Here is a 21,114-nt window from a genome sequence, read left to right on the forward strand (position 1 = left end):
GGCTGATTGACGGTATGAATTAAGTTCTACCCAAAAGCGCAACGAGTAAGGTATGTAGTTGCGCTTCAGCGCTCTTTGGCTTGGTATATGAAAGAGCGCGGCGTGGCTGATTGACGGTATGAATTAAGTTCTACCCAAAAGCTCAACTACATACCTATTGTGTTTTTATCGATCGTAAAAAAAGTAAATTCATACTCAAGTTCAGCAACGCCAAGAGCGCTGAAGCGCAACTACATACCTCAATGCCAAGAGCGCTGAAGCGCAACTACGTACCTCAATGCCAAGAGCGCTGAAGCGCAACTACATACCTCAATGCCAAGAGCGCTGAAGCGCAACTACGTACCTCAATGCCAAGAGCGCTGAAGCGCAACTACGTACCTCAATGCCAAGAGCGCTGAAGCGCAACTACATACCTCAATGCCAAGAGCGCCCAAGCGCAACTACATACCTAAATGCTAAGAGCGCCCAAGCGCAACTACATACCTATTGAACGGGCTCTCCGGCCCGTTCCTAAAAAGCTTAGCGCGAGATAAAATGCGCCCAAACATTCCCATCAGGCCCGGCTACTTGATTGATATAGCCATACGGATACATCAACTTTCTTCCCTCAGTATCTCTGTAACCCGTGAGTGCATCTCCCCACGGATCTTGCACGATATAACCCTCAGAATTGTAGCCAATTAAAGTGATAATGTGACCCGCCCCCGTAAAATCTCCCGCTAAAACTATCGGCCGCCGATTCAGCAATTCCGATCGCACGTCAGCCCATTTCCGAGTCGCACTAAAACTCGTCTTAAACCCGTAAGCCTTAATCAGCGCCGAAAGCACGTTGTGATCGGTTTGAGAACCCTGGCCGGCATAGTCGAAACACCACTGCAACAACTCATCCTCCAACTGTCCCCCATACTTAGAACGAACGCCGTAATAATACAGCACCATCGCGATCGCAGTTACGTTGCAAGTAGACCAGTCAAAACGCGGATTGTCCCGCTGTGAAAAATACGGCACGTTCAATTCCACATTGTTCGGAACCGGATCGAAAATTTTATCTCCCCGCTTGAACTGAACAAAACTTGGAAAAACATAACCTGTATTGCCGAAATTTTGCAGCTCTTCAGTCAGAGAAACTTTCAGGTGATCGGTTTCCAAACCGTAGCTTTCCACACCGTAAACTCGACCTAAAGGCAGTGTAGTTCTCTCGGTAGCCGTCAGCTTGGCAGCATCTACAGGGCGTTTTTTAAACACAGTTGGTTGCAGCATTGTCATTGTCAAAGCATCCGGGTCAAAGGGAACTTCTTTGCCATTTTTCTTGATTTGAACAGATTGCCAATAGATAAATCCCACATTGCCAAAACCGGGAATAGCTTCGGCGAAAGTTACTCGGAAATGCCCCAAAATGCAGGCATAACCAGTGATGGCGTAGGTGCTGCCTAAAGTTAGTTCAGCAATTTGGTTTGCAGGGAGTTTCGATGATTCTTTTGGTTGACCTTTAATCAGAGTTGTTTGAGTTACCAACAGTTGAGCATTCCCGTTGCTATTGGGTACGTCTGCTAGGTCGAATTTCAGGACTTTTGTACCTTTGGCAAGCTGAACGTCTGGTTCGTAAAAATAGCCAAAAGTGCCGATCGGCGAAATTGTCGAATCCAGAACCACCTTGAGATGTCCGTCAATAAATCCGTACTTGCTAAGTGCCAAAGTCTGACCTGCTTTGACAAGAACTTTTTGCTGGTTGTTGAGGCGGGAACCATCAACCGGGGCTACCTTAAACCAAGTGTCGGAAACTATCTTTAAGCTCAAATCTTTTCCGACGGTCAGCGGATCTGAACTTACGGTAATATAAATTATTTGGCTGGCGGTAATGTTACCTTTGCTGTCAGTTGCACGCAATCTCAGCCAGCGAGCTCCGGGCACGCTAAATCCTTTGGGCAAATTCACTTGCCAAGTGCTTGCTTGTTGGTTGAGTGTGACGGTTAGCGGATATTTATCCTCGGCTATTACCTCAACTTTTGCTGCTTCTTGTTTGTCAAAAGTGCCTGAAAGTGCGATCGACTGATTGACCAAAACCTCCGTCGGGCCTTGATAAGTTAAATTCGGCGCCGGATTGAAAGATTTGCCACCTTTGGCAAATTGCACGAAATCTGGATAAACAAAACCCGTATTGCCAAAGGGCGGCAAATTTTCAGTCAGCGAGACTTTAATATGACCTTGTTCGATCGAGAATCCGGAAATTCCGTAAATCATTCCCGCCGGCAAAGTAATTTTTTCTGGCAGTTGCAGCTTGACAGCATCCACCGGCCGTTTTTTCAACACAGTAGTTTTGACAACAGTCATGGTAACTGCATTTCTGTCACAGGCAATCCCCTTGCCGTCTTGCAAAATCTGGACGTGTTGCGAGTACATAAATCCCGAATTGCCGAAGTTGGGAATTGGGCGATCGAGAGTGACTCGAAAATGACTTTCCACGCAAGCGTAGCCGAAGATATTGAAAGTTTCCCCCTGGTCAAATCGCACTTTCTGAGTCGGGCTTAAAATAGTCGAATCTGCGGGGTTGCGCTTTAACCAGGTTTTTTTGTTCACCCACAGCAACTGCATTCCAGGGGGCGGGGTAGGTAGATCGGCGCGATCGAAGATCAGGATTTTTGAGCCTTTAGTGATGACTGCGTGCTTTTCGTAAAAAAAGCCGGATTTTCCTACCGGAGAAATTGGATTATTGAGTTCAACATTCAGGTGTTCGTCTTCTAACTCGTAGCTGCTAATTTGATAACTTTTACCTGCGGGTATTTCCGCTTTTTGCTGGGAGTTAAGACTGCCAGAAGGCACTGTTCCGGCTTTTAATTGGGTGTCTTGGAGCGTAATTAACGTGAAAGAGCGATCGGGTGTGTTAGAAGCAGGATTAACTTTGATGTTAATTGTTTGTTCGCCGATAACTTTGCCTGTTTTATCAGTTGCCTTCACCTGCACCGTGCGAGTACCGGCGCTATCGAATCCTTTCTCTAAACTAATGTTCCAAATGCCTGTCGATAAATTTATCCCGGCCTTCAGGGAATTTGAGCCTTCTGCTGCTGAGATTGCCGCCACTTGATTTTTATCAAAACTGCCAACTAAGACAGAGGCTCGATTAGCCTCAACTTCTTGTGGGCCTAAATAACTCAAAATAGTCTTGGTGCTTGTCATTATGTATCCGCCTACCTACTTAATTATTCAGCTACAGCAAGGATAACTTCTCATTTTATCAAACACAACGATCCGATCCCGGACAAAATCGCTCCTGGACTGAATCTAGGGGCAGTTAATGCGTTTTAAAGCATGAATTTTTTATTGTTGGCGAGATTTTTACCAGAAATCTAACAGTCCAGCTAGCGATCGCGCACCTGACGCGAATATACCGCTGGTTGAGAGAATTTGTGGCGCAATTTTTGCGAGAAAAAATTTAATGGAAGTAGGTTATTACCCCCTATACCTTTGACCCCTCACTTAGCTCATTTGAGATTTTAGATTGAGGGATTTTAGATTGAGGAATTTTAGTCGTAGGGTGTGTCGCGACGAAAAATTTTTATAAGGAATGAGAATTAAATAACTTACAATCTTTATTGTTCTTGTGGAATGGGCGTCCCGCCCGTCCTTCCGGGACGGGCGGGACGCCCATCCCACTTTCAAGAGTGTAAATTATTTAATTTGCGATCCTAAGACTTACGCACGGGTTGCCAGAAACCGGGTTTTTGCGATAATACTTTGCTGTGATTCGCAAATTTGGGAAAAAACCCGGTTTCTTTAGACTTACGCACGGGTTGCCAGAAACCGGGTTTTTGCGATAATACTTTGCTGTGATTCGCAAATTTGGGAAAAAACCCGGTTTCTTTGTCGGAGTGCGTATTTCACATATCCGCAATAGTTTGATAAACAAACACAAAATTTATTCTGTAGCAATTTTTGGTGGAAATGGTATTACAAAAAAATCCGGTTTCTACGAGAAAATTGCGTGTAGCAACGAGATATCTCGGAAGAAACCGGATTTTTAGCCCTTTAGTGCGTTCAGGAATGTTAGACTAACGGCGGCTAAACTATGGTGACCAGAATATCTTGAGCGTGAGAGTCAACTTTCATCGTTTCCCCTTCATAAACCTGAATAATTTTGCCAGTACCGTCGATAACAAAAGTAACGCGCTTGGCATAATCACCTTTCTCAACATCGTAAGCTTTGGTAATAGCACCATCAACATCTGCTAATAGCTGGAAAGGCAAACCGTACTTCTCCGTGAACTTTTGGTGCGATTCTTCGTTGTCGCGGCTGACACCGAGAACTACAATGTCTTTGCCCTTGTATTCTTCATGGGCTGCTTTGAAGCTTTGAGCTTGTCTGGTGCAACCGGGGGTGTCATCTTTGGGGTAGAAATACAAGATTACGGTTTTACCCGTAAAGTCGGAGAGGGAGACGGTTTTGCCGTTTGTGTCTTTGGCGGTGAATTGAGGAGCCGCGCACCCAACTGGTAATGTCATAGTTTTGTTGACCTTGCGATTGATAAAGATATTTTAGTTGATTGTGGGCTGTTGTTGTCAATCTCTTAAATTTAGATTCGGAATTGAGTGACCAAAATGTAAAATCTACCTTTCGGAATAGTTTTGATGGGTAATTTTGTGCCTTGACTGACGGGCGATATTGTGTTAGATTGTGGGCGTGGACTCCGAATATACTGACGCTATCAAACTTGATGAAGTAAGTAAAATATGATAGATTTTTACACTGTTATTATCCGAAAGAGTGCCAAGTATTGGGTGGCATTGTGTTTGGAGAATGGATTGGTTGGACAAGGAAATACTCCCGAACAGTCTATCGACAAACTCAAACAGGCGATCGAGTCATTTTCAGAAGTTTATGAAGCTGAATCAAATATTTATTTCAATACTCTTGCTATTAATGAATTGCACGAGTTTCTTACTTTAGAATATGCGGAAGCTTCAGATACTTATGAACTAAGAAAAGTTTATGCCTAAAATAATTAGACTTACAGGACTTACGCAGGGGGCCCAGAAACCGGGTTTTTTGACGAAAATACTGAGTTACAACCCGCAGATTTGGTAAAAAACCCGGTTTCTTTGGTAGAAGTGGGTAAGTCCTGACTTAATTAATTTTGGCAACAAGTTCTAACATATTCTCGAACAACAAGAGATAAATCAAACAATACTTGCTCTCCTTCTATTCTTTTGACTAAATAACGTTGACGCAATGATTCTAACCCATTCATTAAGTCCATTGATGAGAGAGATAAACTTTGTCTTAAATCTTCTCTTGACACAGGTTGCTCAAATTTACTTAATTGTAAAACAATCTCTTGTTCTCTGGGTGATAGTCGCTTGAATAATTTAGTCAACCGAGATTTCATGTCTTTAGTGACAATTAAACTATCTTCGTTTAAGAAATCAGCGACTTTGCCCCCAAAAATATTTTTAATTAAGCTGACAATATCTTTTAAATAAACGGGATTACCTTCATATAACTTTATAAGTTGCGCCCAAGTTTCATCATCCTTTAATCCCCAGTTTTTCATGATTGACCTACTCTCTACTCCTTCTAACTCTAAGCACTTAATAGGATATAACTCCTCATCCAAGCAAATCATTTCTTGACATTGTTCCTGACTAATTAAGATCAAACTGCTTTGATGTTCAATCTCTGTCATCATTGTAAACAAGTTTTGGTAATTTTTATATTCCGTTTTGAATTGTCCTGCCCAGTCTCCCTTTATAAATAATTCTTGGATATCATCAAGAATAATTAAACATTTTTTCTGACGTAAAACATTAAAAAGTTGAGTTAACTTATTGTCAGGTTGAACAGAATCATGATTAACACCTGTTAAAATTTCAGTAATAATGCCATCTAAAGATTGAGATAGTTTGAGGTTTTTCCAGACAACTACATCAAATTGTTGTAAATTGAGATCGACAAACTGTTTAACTAGGGTAGTTTTACCGATTCCGCTTAAGCCTAAAACTGAGATTAGACGAGTATTTTGATGAGTTAGCCAATGGGATAGGGTTTGAAGTTCGGTTGTGCGATCGTAAAAGCTGGTGATTTTAGGGGCTAGGGTTAAATCGTGATACAGAGATTTAGATTGATTCTTAGTTATATTCTCTTGATTGTCTTTGTTTGTATTATATAAAATTTGTGGATTAAAATTAAAGTTGTGATTACTACCATTTACATGACAAATCTTTTGATTTTGAGATGATTGGATATGTAATCTTTGGAAGGTAGAGCGAAAATTATGCTTATTAACATCTTCCCCTAACTGTTTAGATAAAATTTGCCATAGCTGACGCCCAACATTTCTAACACGACTTTCACTACGCTTACAATCATCAGCAATTTCATCATAGGTCTTTCCCTGGTAAACCCCTGTAATTACAGCCTTTTGAACATCATCTAAATATTTTCCCGTCTTAGTGAATACCAACTGATCTGCACATTGTAAAACTTCTGTAACATTCATAAAATGTACCCACAGTAAATTTTTAGCAATTATAGTATATTTTAAGACATTCTATTAATTTTTGTTAATTTTGGTTTGATTTTTAGAAAAAACACAAGATAAAATAAGACATTCTAAGCTTGTGTTCGCTTGTCAAACTATGTATAGTGAATTCTATGATTTTGTTTTAAACAAGGCACTTCAATATGTCAATGCCCCAAAAAATGACTGAAGCTAATCTTCGCTCGATTTCATCTGGTCTATGTGGCATCTATGCAATATACCATGATTTTGATGGACAAATTGATACTGCTTATGTAGGAAGAGCCAAAGGAACACGAGGAAGTTGTATTAAGACAAGACTGCAAAAACATTTTAATGGCACAGATAGGCAGCGCATTGGAACGGTGATATCTTCCCACGAAGACGAGTTTTTCTTTTCTTATGAAGCTATGGAAGATTATGAAGAAGTAAAAAGGATGGAAAAATCAGAAATTACCAAGATCCTACCAGCGGGTAACGTTCAACGAAATTTCAAAATTGAAGATTTAGGAATAGAGTGAGTGAATTATATTTTTTAAAATAATTTATTTCGCTCAGACAAAGTTCAAAATAAGTAAGTAAAACCAGAGGTAAAAGTTTATGGTTGATGGTCAAGGTGTTAAGTATGCAGTGGACTTGGTGATGTGTATTGACGGCACAGGTTCAATGGGTCATTTGATTGAAGAAGTGAAGTCCGCCGCTCTGAAGTTTTACGAGCAGCTAGAAGCTAAGATGAAAGAAAAGAGTAAAAAAATAGATCAACTGAGAGCTAGGGTAATTGTTTTTCGCGATTATTGGGCAGACCCAGCCGATAAGGTAATGCAATGTTCCGAGTTTTTTGACTTGAGAACGCAGTCCTCAGATTTTGCTAATTTTGTCTCACCAATAGAAGCTTATGGTGGCGGGGATGAACCAGAAAATGGTTTAGAAGCTGTTGGGTTAGCACTTAATTCCAAGTGGGAAAAAGGAGACTTTAGCAGGCAACGATATGTGGTAATTGTTTACACCGATGCTAGCGCTCATAGTTTAGACAAAACTTCAAAACCTAGCCATTATCCAAATAATATACCAAAAACATTTGATGACTTGACCGATTACTGGCACGAAATACCAAAATCAGCCAAGCGTTTATTACTTTTTGCACCTGATGCTGAGCCTTGGACAATTATGAGTAGCTGGGAAAATACGATTCATTATGTTTCGGAATCTGGTAAGGGATTAGAAGAAGTAGACATGGATCAAATTTTAGATGCGATCGCCAATAGCGTATAAGCAGGTTTGTTAATTAGACGTAGTGTGCGTCAGATTTTTAAGTTAATGGTTAAACCAATAGCTTGACTTTCTGACGCACCCTACACCTAAAACTAAATGTTTGACTTGAATTTTTAGACTAACCTAGAATATCAAATAAGGACTTAAGTTATGGCTATGACTAAATTGAATTTAGTAGTAAATCTAGAAGTTGCCGAAGCCAAAGGCGAAGATGCTAACTTAGCCGAAGATTTTTTAGAAACTTTTTTGATGGGCGTGTTTGACGGTTTAGGAGGTCGATCTGCTGGTTACGATGGTAAAACAGGGGGGCGCATTGCTTCAGAAATAGCATCTCAAATTAGCCAAACATTCTTCAAACAGTGGCATGGTAAAATAACCCCTGAACATACCCTTCAACTGCAACAGCAAATTTGCCAATCATTAAAAAGTAAAGCCGATATTCATATGCCGAGAACTTCATCTCGGCTAAAAGGTTCTTTAGTGGAACATAAACTATGTACGACGATCGCCCTGGCTAGCATTCTCAAGCAACAGGGACAAGAAAAAATTTTTGAAGCTGACTTAGCTTGGATGGGAGATTCGCGAATTTATTTTCTTAGCCCAACTAAAGGTTTACAACAATTAACGAAAGATGATCTAGTCACTCCCAAAGATGCGTTAGAAATGCTGAGACAAGATCCACCCATGTCTCAATATTTAACCGCTGATATAAATCCGAGATGGCAAATTCATTTTCAGCATTATAGAATCGAAGAAAGTGGCTGTTTTTTAGCTTGTACTGACGGCTGTTTCCAGTATTTTTCTGCCCCTTGGGAATTTGAAAGATTGTTACTCGACACTTGCGATCAGTCAAAAGGGGATACAAAGGATACAAATAATTGGCAAGAATTAATCTATCAGAGATACACAGAGATCAAGCAAGATGATGTTTCTTTAATTTTATATCCAGTTGGTTTTCATACTGTCAAGTCTTTGAGGAATGCTTATAAACAACGTTGGGAATATTTTCAAAAAGTTTTTTTTACTCCTACTGCTAATACTCGCTATGATGAATTACAAAGCTTGTGGGAAAAATATCGAATTGATTATGAATATTATTTCCAATTTATTCAATATATTGAGCCATCAGCTAATTTGAAACCGTCATTTTCAGAAGATAAATCCTCCGTAGCCATTTCAACAACCTCAAATTTGAGTACAACTGACCCATTCCAAGAAATTACTGAGTCATCTAGACAGAGAGCAGCAGCTAAGGCTGAAGAAATTCAAAGTTTGTTGGATCGGGCTAAATCTTGTTTTTGTGATGAAAATAATCAGTTAAAAGAAGCTGAAGAGTTATGCAATCAGATTTTAAAGATTGACGATCATCACAGTGAATGTCAATACATTTTAGGGTGGATTTACACTAAATTAGCTTTTTTTCAAACAAATAATTCTCAAAAATTGGTGTACTTTAACAAATCAATATTCTTTTTTAAAGAAGTTAGAAAAAGCCGAGGAGAAAAAATCATAGAATCTTTACAATCTCTAGGGCGTATCTACTATAATTTATATCAATGGGATAATGCAGTTGACTCTTATCAAGAATCTTTTAGATGTGTGGGTGCGGAAAAAATTGACGATTGGGAAGAACACTTAGAAATGTTCGTTACATCTCTAAGGTCAATAGTTAATAAAGACGAGGCAGCTAATTTAGCAATTCAGTTTTGTCAGCATCTAGCCAGCAATTTACCCTCCCACAAAAAAGCTTATCCTTATTATTTTATGGCGGTTTTACAAGAAATTACAGGACAATTAAGCGCAGCATGGAATAGTATTCAAAAAGCAATCGATATCTATGATACGTCATACTCTTCTGGAGTTAGGTGTAAAAGCGAACCAAGAGCGCGAAAAAAATATAAAGATATTCAGAATAGATACTATGACAGGAGATCTTTATAACCTATGTCTTATAAAAAAGGTGATGTTATTGCTGGAAAATATCTAGTAACCCGTGAATTTGATAGCGCCAACGGTGGTCAATGTCAATGGGGTTTTGCGGTGTGCGATGGAAACGAATACTTTGTCAAAAAATTCCTCAGTCCAGTTTATCCAGGCGAAAATGCACCTGGGAGCGAAAAAGGGAAACAAAAACGGCGCGATCAGTGTGAGAAATTTGCTATAAAACAACTAGCAATTCAAAATGCACTATCGGCTTGTGGTGCGGGGGGTTCAGTCGTAGTCATGGTGGACTTTTTTAAATATGGCGATGACTATGGCGAACATTTCTTCAAAGTCTGTCAAAAAGTCGATACTAGCTCTTTATCAAATGAAATACATAAACTAGAGACAAAAAAGCGTTTATTTGTGATGTTAACCGCAGCAGGGGCGCTGAAAATTTTGCACTCAAATGGTATTGTCCATCTTGATTTGAAACCAGACAATGTGTTGATTAAAGAATGGGAAGGAAGACAAGTAGCCAAAATTATTGATTTTGATAGCAGTATTCTTGAAGGAGAATCAATTGCGGCCGAATTTTTAGTAGGCGATCCGGTATATTATTCCCCTGAATTTGCTAAACATATTGCCACAGGTGGAGAAACGCCAGCACCCACTAAAAAATCTGATATTTTTTCTCTAGGTTTGATTTTCTGTCAATACTGGACAGGTAGTCGTCCGATTTTATCAGGAAGCTATACTTATGCTCACGAAGCTGTTTTGGATGGAAAAAAACTTGAATTGCCGTCTATTACAACTAAAACCAAATTGCGCGGAACTATGATTAACAAGGAAAATCCCCTCGATGCAGAAGTAGGTAAACTAATAAAAGAGATGTTAGGTTTAAGCTCTAAAGAAAGACCTGATATCAATCAAGTCCATCAACAGATCAAAAAGCTTTATAATAATGGTGTTCCACCGAAGGATGGGAAAAATAAGCTAAGTATCAATATGAAATCTAAATTATAAATTTTTTGAACCATGAAAAAAACCTACCGTTGTAAAAGTTGTGGGCATCAAGTTGTTTCACTGATGAAGCCTTCTGAGTGCGAGGTTTGTACAGGACGAGAATGGACGGTATTAGCTACGAGTAAACCGATTAATTCAGGAGATGAAACTATGGCTATTGACAAAGATATATTTTCTTCGTTTAAATTTCGATCTACAATCGAGGGGTATTGCCGAGATATTGGCTGGAATATTTCTAGTATTGACAATAGAATAGCGACAATTAAGTTTAATATGGACTCTGGCAGCACGCAAACTTTATTCATTGTCAAGTACGATTCGACCTTGGAGTTTTCTTGCCCGAGTGGTTTAAAATTCGACGATGAAGATGATATACCCCATCGTTTATCTACGTTACTCCTCACGCAAAATGCTACTTATAAACTGGGATTTTGGGGGATAGAAACTATCGGTGGCAAACAAACTTTTTCAATCATTCATAACGCGGAGATGAGTTTAATAGATGTCACTTATTTTGCCAGGGTAGTCACTAAGTTAGTAGAAGAATGTGATAAATTTGAACAGACCATAGAAGAATTAATCAACAGCTAATAGTTAGAAGACCTAGGAATTGCTTTTTGGGATTTGGGAGTGTTGGGGATGGGCGATCGCCCATCCCCAACACCCGTAACTTCAACCGCTCAGTTGTGGGTAGATTTTTCAGAACTCTACTTTGCTGACTCTAAATAGGTAATCATAAAAATATACTACCTATGCTGAGCCAAATCAATGACTTTTATCCCATCCGAAGCGTTTAAATCTATTAGTTATCCCAGCCGCACTGTCAAAAGAGCCGATCGCGCGATCCGGTGTGCTCCTTTTCAATTACACTTCTTCCAGACCATCCGCGATAACAGTGTTTTCCTAAGCGCGATCGCCTCAAATGCAGGTGTCGAAAGTGGCTACACCCGATCGCCCGTATCCGAACTCGCAGCCGAAAACTCGCTGCTGTGGCTGATTCAAGTCGGCGTGTTGCGGCGCGAAGTAGATGGACAAGGGATTACCGATAGTTTTCGCCTCACGCCCCTGGGCCGCCAACTCGTGGAAAAATGGGAACAGCAAGGAAATAGTTTGCCAACTGCTTCATTGTGCGATCGCCTGGGAAATACAGTTAGCCGAGGGTTCGGACTATTTTCATAAGAGCGTTAAGGCGGTAAGGTGCGCGCCGCGCACCTGCATAATTAGATTTTAATGAGGACTGAAGTCCTCACTACAAACGTCAATTTCTCTCCCCGAATTTTCAGGTAATTAGCCCTGATTCAAAAAGCGGCTAGCCATCGACATGGCGTCAGTAATATCTACGTCGCCGTCTCCATCTCCATCTAAAAACGCATTCAAAACGGGATTTGCGCCCTGGGCTGGATTTTGGGCGTTGCCGCCGCTTTGCAGCAAATTGAGTACCAAGGGCAGTAAAACAGGGATCATCCCTTGCACTGTTTCGTTATTCAAGCCGGTTCTTTGGGCGATATCGGTCACTATTTGCGTCAGTTGGCCACCTCCGAACAAACTCTGTACCGCTTGTGCATTGGGATTTGTGCCGCTAAATTGGTTGACAACTTCTTGAGCTTGTGCGTCTCCAGATTGCGATCGCACGTCTTGCAATGCCGATCGCACGTATCCACCCAAAACCGACATCGCTAGCTGAGTCGTACCCGCATCGACGCCGTGGTTGCCGCTCAACTGCTCTACCGCACCCAGAATGTTGCCCAACTGATTGGGACTTGCTTGTTGGTTGGGATTGTCGATCGCACTCAAAATTTGGTCAAAGAGTCCCATAATTTTCGCTCCGTACAGTGGTTGCTCAACTGTGAATTATAGCAAAGCCTGTTTTTTAAGATTACCGAAAATAGTTTTGAATTGGGTATTTTCACTCATCATACTATTTTTTTATTAGGACGCTCGTTCTTATCCTGCACTAGCAACTTGGTTTATCGTTTCCGTTATCGGATATTTTAGGATGCACTTATACGATTACGATTTTAGATGTTAGATTGAAAAATTGGGAATGACTGATTCCGTAAGGATTTGGAAAACTGGAAAATCAGTTGCATTCTTTTTGGCAACTGGTATGACGTTAATAAACCGTGTTTCTAGGTACTTAAGATATATTTGTTTAAAAAACTATATAGTTCAACTCGCGATCGAATAAATAGGTAGGTAGGTATCAGTAAACCGACAAAGGCGTTCGGGCGGGTGAGTGGAACAATAAATTGTCTGCTAAGCTACAATTGCAGCCTCGGGCGCGATCGCCATGTTTTAGTTGCATCCGCTGGCACTCAAACCCACACTGCATCGAACCCGAAGGACAAGGCGAATCGGGATTTACGAGCGCGACATTACGATCGGGCGCTTCAACAGTTCCGAGTTCTGGCGAAAATGTAAAAATCAAAATATAACCCTTTTACTTGCCCCTGCCCCATGCCTTTGCCGCGCCTGCTAACATTAATTGCCGCTTTCTGCCTCACCCTGGGGTTGATTATTGGGCTGGTGAGTTCCTTAACGGGGCTTTACAGTCAAGTTGCGTGGTCTGCTTCTCCGCTGCTGGCTAATTTGCTAATTTTCCTGATCGTGGTACTTTTAGCAACGCTAATTTTTGCGCTGTTTTATTATTTTAGGCTGCTGCAACGTCCGGGAAAAGTTAAGGGAAAACGGGCGATAGATCCGAAGATTCCTGTTGTCAAAAGCGAAGCTGCTTCGGAAAATCTCAAAGCAATCAGGCAGCAAGTCGATCGCATTCAAGATGAAGTAGCACGGCAAGCTTTGCTGTTGAGAGCCCGCGAAATAGAAGCTAGCATGGCCCGCGGCAATGTTCGGATCGTTGTTTTCGGTACCGGTTCTGCGGGCAAAACTTCGGCTGTAAATGCGCTGGTGGGGCGGATGGCCGGACAGGTGGGGGCGCCAATGGGAACTACCGAAGTTGGAGAAACTTACACTCTGAAATTGAAAGGAGTCGATCGAGAATTAGCAATTACTGATACCCCAGGCATCTTGGAAGCGGGAGTAGCGGGGACTTACAGAGAGGAATTGGCGCGGCAGTTGGCGGCCCGGGCTGATTTGATCTTATTTGTGTTGGACGGCGATTTACGCAAATCTGAGTATGAACCGCTGCGGACTTTGGCCCAAATTGGCAAAAGGTCGATCGTGGTTTTTAATAAAGTAGACCTTTATCCCGACAACGACAGAGACGAAATTCTCGATCAACTGCGACAGCGAGTTAAAGGTTTAATATCAGCAATGGATGTAGTTGCAATTAGCGCCAACCCGCAAAAAGTTGTACTAGAAAGCGGGACAATATTTCAGCCAGACCCCGATATGATGCCATTAATTCGGCGAATCGCAGCAATTTTGCGAGCCGAAGGCGAAGACTTAATTGCGGACAACATTTTGCTACAATCTCAGCATTTGGGAGACCAAGCACGCAAATTAATTGACGCTCAAAGACGGCGCGCTGCTGATAAAGTAGTAGAGCGCTTTCAGTGGATCGGAGCCGGAGTAATTGCCGTTACGCCTTTGCCAGTTGTAGATTTGTTAGCGACAGCAGCAGTTAACGCTCAAATGGTAGTAGAAATTGCCAAGATTTACGGCTGCGAATTAAATATCGATCGCGCCAAAGAACTAGCCCTGTCTCTCGCCAAAACCCTAGCCAGCTTAGGAATAGTTGAAGGCGTAATTCAAGTAGTCTCAAGGGCGTTGCAGTTAAGTGTAGCCGGATTTGTACTTGGCAAAGCAATTCAAGCAGTCAGCGCCGCTTATTTAACCAGAATTGCCGGGAAAAGTTTTATTGAATATTTCCGACACGACCAAGATTGGGGTGACGGCGGCATCGCCGAAGTCGTGCAAAGGCAGTTTCAGTTAAATCGGAAAGACGAATTTGTCAAAGCTTTTGTCAAAGATGCGATCGCCCGCGTTGTCGAACCTCTAAACATCTACCAGCAAGAAGAATCGGAACCAGAATTAGAAATGTCAGCAGAATTGGAACCCGAACCCTTGTATCAGCACCCAGGCGACGATTGGGAAACCCACAGCAACAAGCGAAACGATGAATGGTAATTGTCAGTTGACAGTTGACAGTTGACAGTTGACAGTTGACAGTTGTTAGTTGTTATAGCGGTTCTCACAAAGACGAGGTACGTTGTTGGGCTTCAGCCCTCTTGATTTAAGCGGTTATGTAAGCTGTCAGCCATACCTCATCTTTTTGAGAAAGGCTATATTAGTTATTAGTTATTAGTCAACAGTCATTAGTTCCAGGGCTATTTCATGTTTCATTCTGCTGAAACCAGCCTTTCTTGAGGTTAAGATTGTCCGAAGAGAGGCACGTTAGCGCAGCGATCCGAAGGAAAGCAAACAAGAGTGTCTATTTTTCATATGGTTTGATCGACTTGGCTCTAAGTAAGTCGGCGCTTTAAAACACAACTATGTAAACGATTGTAAAGTGTCCAAATGCTTTCTACTGGCTGACTTAAGCCTGTTTACATACTGTTACATCAATACCGTTTACTTAAGAACACCCTGGGGGTAAAACCCTATGAACAATAGATACGGAGATTGCTTTCCTTCGGATCGCGAAAGCTAACGTGCCTCTCTTCGGACCATCTTAAGTAAACCGTATTGGGTTAAAACAGACTAGAATAATAAAATGCAGTCAGACAGAGGTAGGTTAAAAACTCTGTCTGACTGCTGCTTTGAGATCGGGAAATAGCTTTATTTCAAATTAGTCGATCGCGTCTACCGCTCTTTCAGCAGCTCGTTGAGTTCTGTCAATATCTCGATTTACTTTCGCGCGAACCTTGTCCGAGGCATCTTCAGCGTTGTATTTTACATTTCGCGCTGCATCTTTGACATTTTCTTTGCCTTCGCTGACATTATATCTCAGCGACTCAGTACCCTCAGCAGCTCTTTCTTTTGCTCCCTCGGTGGCTTCTTTAACAATCCCTTTTGCTCCCTTCAAGCCTTCGCGAGTATTTTCCTTAAGATTAGCAAAGCCTTGTTTTGTTTTGTCACCAAACTCATCAGCTTTCTGCTGAGCGGTACGAACATTGTCATTCATCTTCTCGCCAATTTGGTCGAGTTTGTTCGGCGCGTCATCTGCTACCCGCCGGATATTTTCACGCACATTGCTACTAGATTTGGTTTCGATGCGGCGCTGGGCTTCCTCTTTAAGAAGCTTAGCTTTTGCTTCTACTCCTTTAACCATTGGGTTTCTGGGATCGTCATCGCTGTATTGATTCTGGCCGCCTTTGTATACGGAAGTTACAGCCTCTGAAGGCACTTCTTTTCTAATTTGGTCGGCAGTTTTTCCGGCTATGACATCAGATCCCTTGCAGGCAGTGCTCACAAATACTAAAATGCCGACGAGAAACACTGTTAAAATTTGTACAGCTCGAATTTTTTTCAGAAATGCAGTTAGTCTGTTCATAAAAATGCTCCTTTCTATGGTGACTTATTTTTTGGAATATGTTTAAATGCCTGGTGGTTCTGTAGGTGGCTACCATTACAAACATTAAGCACTCAAACACTTTTTTAAATATACGAAGACAAACAGAAGTTTTTCATCTATCTGAAGTAACATTCCTTAAGTCATACTAGAAGCAATAACAAAAGCTTTAGTTATAGTCGCGAGAGCAGGAATGAGAGCTAAATGATAGTAAAAAGCATTTTTTACCAGAAATAATTAGTTTAAAGCCTCTCCCTTTGAGGGGAAAATTAAAATCAGACTATTCATTACTCCAATCCTCGGACTTAAGGGTAGAGGTCGCTCTCAAACTGTCAACTGTCAACTGTCAACTGTCAACTGTTGAAATGTATACATATAGCGGCGATCGGGACAGGACTACTGTAGTTGAACTGTTTTGCGCTTTGGGAGGTAAAAAAACCTTCCGGTCAGGAACCAGAAGGAAATGGGTGTACGATCTCAAGTACAACAAGGTCTTTAATGGCAATTGTCGCCGCACGTGCCGATCGCCCACATCTGTCTAATGGCGGAAAGTATCTGCACAGTTACTAATCATTTTGAATAGCTGTTTTTAGACTCTTGCAGAATTCGCCGATCGCCTCTAAACCCTCTTCTGGAGTTCCTTGGGCCAAGCGTTTGACAAAAGCACTACCAACAATCGCAGCATCTGCACCCCATTCTTTGACTTGACGGGCGTGTTCGGGTTTCGAGATACCAAAGCCGACGCCGATGGGTTTGTCGGTGATGCTGCGGATTTCTTGCAGCAACTCTTTTGCTCGCGTATCTAAGCCTTCCCGCACTCCTGTCACCCCCATCACGCTGACTAAGTAAATAAATCCTTGAGACGCGCGAGCGATCGCTTCTATGCGACTTTTGGGACTTGTGGGAGCAACTAATAAGGTGAGTTCAATCCCTAATTTGTTGGCAGGTTGGATGAGGCTGTCAGCTTCTTCTAAGGGCAAGTCTGGTACAAGCAATCCCTGAACTCCAGCACTTTTGATTTCCTGCAAGAAGGTTTCGATACCTCGGTACAAAATCGGGTTGTAGTATGCGAAGAGAATGATGGGCGATCGCAAATTCGGACTAACTCTCGCTACCATTTCCAGTACCGAATCTAACCGCGTTCCCCGCTGTAGCGCCCTCGTAGCAGCAGCTTGAATCACCGGCCCGTCAGCTAGGGGATCGGAATAAGGTACGCCAAGCTCGATCGCATCTGCACCGTTATCATCCAAAACTTGTAGCGCTTTAGCCGTTGTCTCCAAATCTGGATCGCCAGCAGTAATAAAAGGAATTAATCCACACTGGTTGCTTTTTCGCAACGTTTCAAAACAATGAGAAATAGTCATTAGGGAGTTGGCAGTTGGTTGTTGGCAGTTGATTCTTGGCAGTTGATTCTTGGCAGTTGACTCTTGGCAGTTGATTCTTGGCAGTTGATTCTTGGCAGTTGGTTGTTGGCAGTTGGTATTAGCTAATAACAACTAATATCATGTCCGATTGATTAACCATAATATCCCGGTCGGGGCGGGTTTTTGAGATTATCAATTATTGGCAGGTATTGTTGGCTCACGGGCCCCTACAAAAATCGCGGTCGATCGACCGGACATGATATAACAACTGACAACTAACCACTAACCACTAACAACTGACAACTGACAACTGACAACTAACCACTGACTAACTATCTTTTTCCTGCTCAATTTCGGCTTGAAGTTTGGCTAACTCTTCAGGAGTGAGTTCATCGAGCTGCTTCTGCAAGACAGCATCTTTGTACTCTTTCAGTTGCTGACTGTAAGTCATCTTTTGAGTAAGCGCTCGAAACAAATAAGTCACCAGCCAGCCAATCAAGCCAGCTATCAAAAATAACTGACTCCAAATCCCAGCATTCATGCTGTCGAGTCCGGCGAATTGTAGCACCAAGTAGGCCAACCCACCCGCTACAAAAAAGCCTAGACTGATTCCAATTACGTCAATACGTCGCATTTAGGCTTCTATCTGCCGCCGTTTGGGGCGAAAATTCAAAAAAGGAGCGAGGAGAAACATACCAGGGAAAAAGAAGAACATCAAGAAGTACATGAAGCCACGCTCAAAAGAGGAGGCCACGTACCAGCGACTGTTCAGGTAAGCGTAGGTGCCCGCGGGTACTACCAGGAGGTAAGCTCCTCCCAAGACGGCGTAAAGCAGCAAGGTAATATACATAGATTTGCTTTAAGGGAATAATAACAGGGTCAGTCGGTTGACACGCTCAGCTAGCTGGTTAACTATTGTACCGCTTGGGGAGATACAGCGCGACTTTTGAGAATTTTTCAATTAGGGGTTGCGCTATTTAGGGTTTTGCGTGTAGAATAAAAGGCTGTTGTTGTCAGTGGGTCAAAACCACAGCAGCAGCTTCACGAAAGGGGGTGTGGCGGAATGGTAGACGCTACGGACTTAAAATCCGTTGACCCGAAACGGTCGTGTGGGTTCAAGTCCCTCCACCCCCATTAAATTTTCATGGTTTGTGAGCTAATAGTTTCAGATTGGCCTCAACACCAAGAGTTCTAATTTCCGCTCATCTTTCTCTAAATCCTAAGATGTGGCGGATTTAACTTTTCGGGCGGGCTAGAAGCCCACCCCACAAGAGTTGTAAGAAAGAGAATTCTTCAAATTAGATGCGCGCTAGCTTATAGTAATGCTTGCAAGATTTGTGGGATGGGCTTCTAGCCCGTCCCGGATTTGGGTGGATCTGGTTTTTGAAGCCTGAAGAAGCATGACCGCATATAAGTTATTAGTTATAATCCCATATTTTCTGCGGTCATGCTATAGCCCATACGGATATATTCGCTTGCATTGAGATGCACCCCCCGATTTGTGGGATGGGCTTCTAGCCCGTCCCGGATCGCCTGCTATATTACTCAGCAATTGGCAAAGTAATCGCAAATTCCGTCCCCTGTCCAATTTGAGAATTCATCTCAATTTTGCCTTGATGCTTGGCAACGATTTGATAGGAAATAGCCAATCCTAATCCAGTGCCTTTGCCGATCGACTTTGTAGTAAAAAACGGGTCAAATATCTGTTGGGCAGTGGCTGCGGTAATTCCCGGCCCATTATCCCGAATCTTGACAGTGATAGCATTATCTGCCGTAACTTCCGTGCAGATCCAAATCGTTGGTGAAAACGCTCTGTCTGCCTTTTTTACCTCCTCCAGCGCATCAATTGCATTGCCGAGTACGTTCATAAATACTTGATTCAGTTGCGCTCCATAGCACTCAACCGGAGGCAAATTAGCGTATTCTTTAATAACTTCGATACCTTGTTTGAGTCGGTGATTGAGAATTATCAGGGTGCTGTCTATTCCTTCGTGAATGTCCGCAGGTTTCATGTAACCGTCGTCTAAACGGGAAAAGTTCCGCATGGATACGACAATTTCGCGAATGCGATCGGCTCCCATTTTCATCGAAGCAAGCGTTTTTGGCAAATCTTTGCTGAGAAAGTCCAATTCAATGTCTTCGATGCAGTCTTTAATTTCATCCGGTGGGTTGGGATAGTATGCTTGATAGAGAGTTACCAAGTCTGCCAAATCTTGGATGTATCTATTAGCATGGTCAATGTTACCACCGATGAAATTAACCGGATTGTTGATTTCGTGGGCGATCCCTGCCACCATTTGACCGAGAGACGACATTTTTTCAGTCTGAATTAATTGGGATTGAGTTTCTTTTAGTTCTTGTGTATAATCGCTAACTCGCTGAATCAATTCATTGAAAGAAGCCGCTAAAACTCCGATTTCGTCTTCAGTTGTGACTGGTACTTGCAGGTTAAAATTAGATTCGCGGGCTACTTGCTGGGCGACGTTTGTCACGCTTTCGAGGGGTTGGGCAATGGCGCGGCTCGTTTTGTCCGCCAGTAACACGGCGAGGAGTCCTGAAATTACCATACTCCCGAGAATAATTCGGTTTCGCAAACTTTCAGCTTCTTCTAATGCTTCTACCCCTTGCATTTTTTGAATGTCTACAGTAGCAATTAATTGGGTTAAATGATCGGAAAGTTTATCTAGTACGATCGCCTCTTCGCCGCTGCGATTTCTCAACAATTGTAGCTGTGCCGACTCGATGCGGTTAGCTTCCAAATGCCACACTTCGGCTTCTTTTAATTGCAGTTTAGTTAGCCGATCGTAATAATCGATGACCATCGCATACCTTGGCAATATTGACTGCAAATCTTTCTCTTGTCTTGCTAGCCAGTCGGGATTTTTGATCGCAAAAAATTGTATTTCCGCAATCAGGATTTTCGCCTGATTGATTTGCTGGACAAACCGATCGTGTTCGTATTGCAGCCACACCGTGTTTCCCAAAACTGCCGGGAATCTCGCTGCGTGCGATCGGGCTTCAAATATGCTATTTTGCAAATTTTGCAACAGTTGCTGTTGTTGTTGAGCAACATTTACCTGAATTAAAGCTTGCTTGCGAAAGTAGTCTCCCACTTTCAGGCCCGCACCCGTTCCCAAAATCGCTATGCCGATAGCTAAAGCATAGCCATAGCTGATTTTTTGGCCTATCCGCAAATGGTTGAATCGTTCCCTTAGCCAGTTTAAATTAATAAATCTATGGTGTAACAATTTTTTCTGAGCAGAGTTTGCTGGCTCTACTTTGCTATCTTGGGGCTGAGTGTCGGTCAATAATAACATCGAAAGTTCCTCCCAAACAAATCAGGAGTAGTTGACATCCTGCACAATTTTTTGCAATATCGAGAAACAGCATAAACCTGTATTTCTCAGTTAATCAGTAGATTTGTTGAAAAATTATAATACTTCGTATTCTACTCCCTAAAAAAACGATAGGGAGATACAATAATTTTTCGGATTTTTAACTTTTTCGTTTTCTAGCCTGACAGTTGGTTGAGTACAAAATGTCAAAC

18 protein-coding genes and 1 tRNA gene are annotated in these 21,114 nt (G+C 42.1%); 9 read left to right on the forward strand and 10 right to left on the reverse strand.

All coding sequences use genetic code 11. From position 1 onward, the window contains the following. Positions 1-519: 519 nt before the first annotated feature. Both JGK20_RS23900 and JGK20_RS23905 read right to left on the reverse strand, forming a co-directional pair. Entirely contained in the window at positions 520-3,174 is a 2,655-nt protein-coding gene (locus JGK20_RS23900) for a C39 family peptidase (RefSeq protein WP_293232399.1), read from the reverse strand. A gap of 882 nt (positions 3,175-4,056) precedes the next feature. Beyond that, positions 4,057-4,497, reverse strand: a complete 441-nt coding sequence (locus tag JGK20_RS23905) for a peroxiredoxin (RefSeq protein ID WP_293157736.1) — start codon at positions 4,495-4,497, stop codon at positions 4,057-4,059. Between the two features lie 228 nt (positions 4,498-4,725). Here JGK20_RS23905 and JGK20_RS23910 point away from each other — a divergent pair, with 228 nt between their 5' ends. Further along, positions 4,726-4,992 carry a hypothetical protein gene (locus JGK20_RS23910; RefSeq protein ID WP_293193482.1) on the forward strand — a complete coding sequence of 89 codons (267 nt, stop codon included), beginning with the start codon at positions 4,726-4,728 and terminating at the stop codon, positions 4,990-4,992. 131 nt (positions 4,993-5,123) lie between these two features. Here JGK20_RS23910 and JGK20_RS23915 read toward each other — a convergent pair whose 3' ends face one another. Then, the gene (locus JGK20_RS23915) at positions 5,124-6,491 is read right to left on the reverse strand and encodes an NB-ARC domain-containing protein (RefSeq protein WP_293193483.1); all 1,368 of its coding nucleotides are present in this window, start codon (positions 6,489-6,491) and stop codon (positions 5,124-5,126) included. Positions 6,492-6,694: 203 nt separating this feature from the next. Here JGK20_RS23915 and JGK20_RS23920 point away from each other — a divergent pair, with 203 nt between their 5' ends. The 6 genes from JGK20_RS23920 to JGK20_RS23945 all read left to right on the forward strand — a co-directional run bounded on the left by JGK20_RS23920 (position 6,695) and on the right by JGK20_RS23945 (position 11,909). Continuing rightward, positions 6,695-7,033: a hypothetical protein gene (locus tag JGK20_RS23920; RefSeq protein WP_293193484.1), complete on the forward strand. Its 339-nt coding sequence runs from the start codon at positions 6,695-6,697 to the stop codon at positions 7,031-7,033. A gap of 79 nt (positions 7,034-7,112) precedes the next feature. Beyond that, positions 7,113-7,784 (forward strand): VWA domain-containing protein, encoded by a 672-nt coding sequence (locus JGK20_RS23925; RefSeq protein WP_293193485.1) that lies wholly within the window; start codon positions 7,113-7,115, stop codon positions 7,782-7,784. Between the two features lie 156 nt (positions 7,785-7,940). Further along, a complete protein-coding gene (locus JGK20_RS23930; protein WP_293193486.1) occupies positions 7,941-9,725 on the forward strand; it encodes a protein phosphatase 2C domain-containing protein in 1,785 nt (594 codons plus the stop codon). 3 nt (positions 9,726-9,728) lie between these two features. Then, positions 9,729-10,730 carry a protein kinase gene (locus tag JGK20_RS23935; RefSeq protein WP_293193487.1) on the forward strand — a complete coding sequence of 334 codons (1,002 nt, stop codon included), beginning with the start codon at positions 9,729-9,731 and terminating at the stop codon, positions 10,728-10,730. Positions 10,731-10,742: 12 nt separating this feature from the next. Then, on the forward strand, positions 10,743-11,321 hold the full coding sequence (locus tag JGK20_RS23940) for a hypothetical protein (RefSeq protein ID WP_293193488.1): 579 nt from the start codon (positions 10,743-10,745) through the stop codon (positions 11,319-11,321). Positions 11,322-11,498: 177 nt separating this feature from the next. Beyond that, the gene (locus JGK20_RS23945) at positions 11,499-11,909 is read left to right on the forward strand and encodes an Npun_F0494 family protein (protein WP_293204930.1); all 411 of its coding nucleotides are present in this window, start codon (positions 11,499-11,501) and stop codon (positions 11,907-11,909) included. Between the two features lie 108 nt (positions 11,910-12,017). On the opposite strand, the gene JGK20_RS23950 is transcribed toward JGK20_RS23945, so the two are convergent. Together JGK20_RS23950 and JGK20_RS23955 are read right to left on the reverse strand one after the other, a co-directional pair. Further along, positions 12,018-12,545 (reverse strand): DUF937 domain-containing protein, encoded by a 528-nt coding sequence (locus tag JGK20_RS23950; protein ID WP_293186526.1) that lies wholly within the window; start codon positions 12,543-12,545, stop codon positions 12,018-12,020. Positions 12,546-12,933: 388 nt separating this feature from the next. Next, complete coding sequence (locus JGK20_RS23955; RefSeq protein WP_293204928.1) at positions 12,934-13,158, reverse strand: hypothetical protein; 225 nt, start codon at positions 13,156-13,158, stop codon at positions 12,934-12,936. A gap of 29 nt (positions 13,159-13,187) precedes the next feature. Between JGK20_RS23955 and JGK20_RS23960 the strand changes: the two genes are divergently transcribed. Further along, on the forward strand, positions 13,188-14,819 hold the full coding sequence (locus tag JGK20_RS23960; RefSeq protein ID WP_293204925.1) for a GTP-binding protein: 1,632 nt from the start codon (positions 13,188-13,190) through the stop codon (positions 14,817-14,819). A 661-nt stretch (positions 14,820-15,480) separates the two neighbouring features. Here the strand turns inward: JGK20_RS23960 and JGK20_RS23965 are convergent. The 4 genes from JGK20_RS23965 to ndhL form a co-directional block, all read right to left on the reverse strand. Further along, positions 15,481-16,185: a DUF6658 family protein gene (locus tag JGK20_RS23965; protein ID WP_293186522.1), complete on the reverse strand. Its 705-nt coding sequence runs from the start codon at positions 16,183-16,185 to the stop codon at positions 15,481-15,483. Between the two features lie 584 nt (positions 16,186-16,769). Next, entirely contained in the window at positions 16,770-17,567 is a 798-nt protein-coding gene (trpA, locus tag JGK20_RS23970; RefSeq protein ID WP_293153118.1) for a tryptophan synthase subunit alpha, read from the reverse strand. 328 nt (positions 17,568-17,895) lie between these two features. Further along, positions 17,896-18,201, reverse strand: a complete 306-nt coding sequence (locus tag JGK20_RS23975) for a DUF3007 family protein (protein WP_293186520.1) — start codon at positions 18,199-18,201, stop codon at positions 17,896-17,898. Beyond that, the gene (gene ndhL / locus JGK20_RS23980) at positions 18,202-18,417 is read right to left on the reverse strand and encodes an NAD(P)H-quinone oxidoreductase subunit L (protein WP_293153127.1); all 216 of its coding nucleotides are present in this window, start codon (positions 18,415-18,417) and stop codon (positions 18,202-18,204) included. Positions 18,418-18,616: 199 nt separating this feature from the next. On the opposite strand from ndhL, the gene JGK20_RS23985 reads away from it, so the two are divergent. Then, positions 18,617-18,701 (forward strand) — tRNA-Leu (locus JGK20_RS23985). Positions 18,702-19,108: 407 nt separating this feature from the next. Here the strand turns inward: JGK20_RS23985 and JGK20_RS23990 are convergent. Then, positions 19,109-20,884, reverse strand: a complete 1,776-nt coding sequence (locus JGK20_RS23990; RefSeq protein WP_293186518.1) for an ATP-binding protein — start codon at positions 20,882-20,884, stop codon at positions 19,109-19,111. Positions 20,885-21,114 lie beyond the last annotated feature (230 nt).

The organism is Microcoleus sp. PH2017_05_CCC_O_A, assembly GCF_020738785.1.
GTDB lineage: Bacteria > Cyanobacteriota > Cyanobacteriia > Cyanobacteriales > Microcoleaceae > Microcoleus.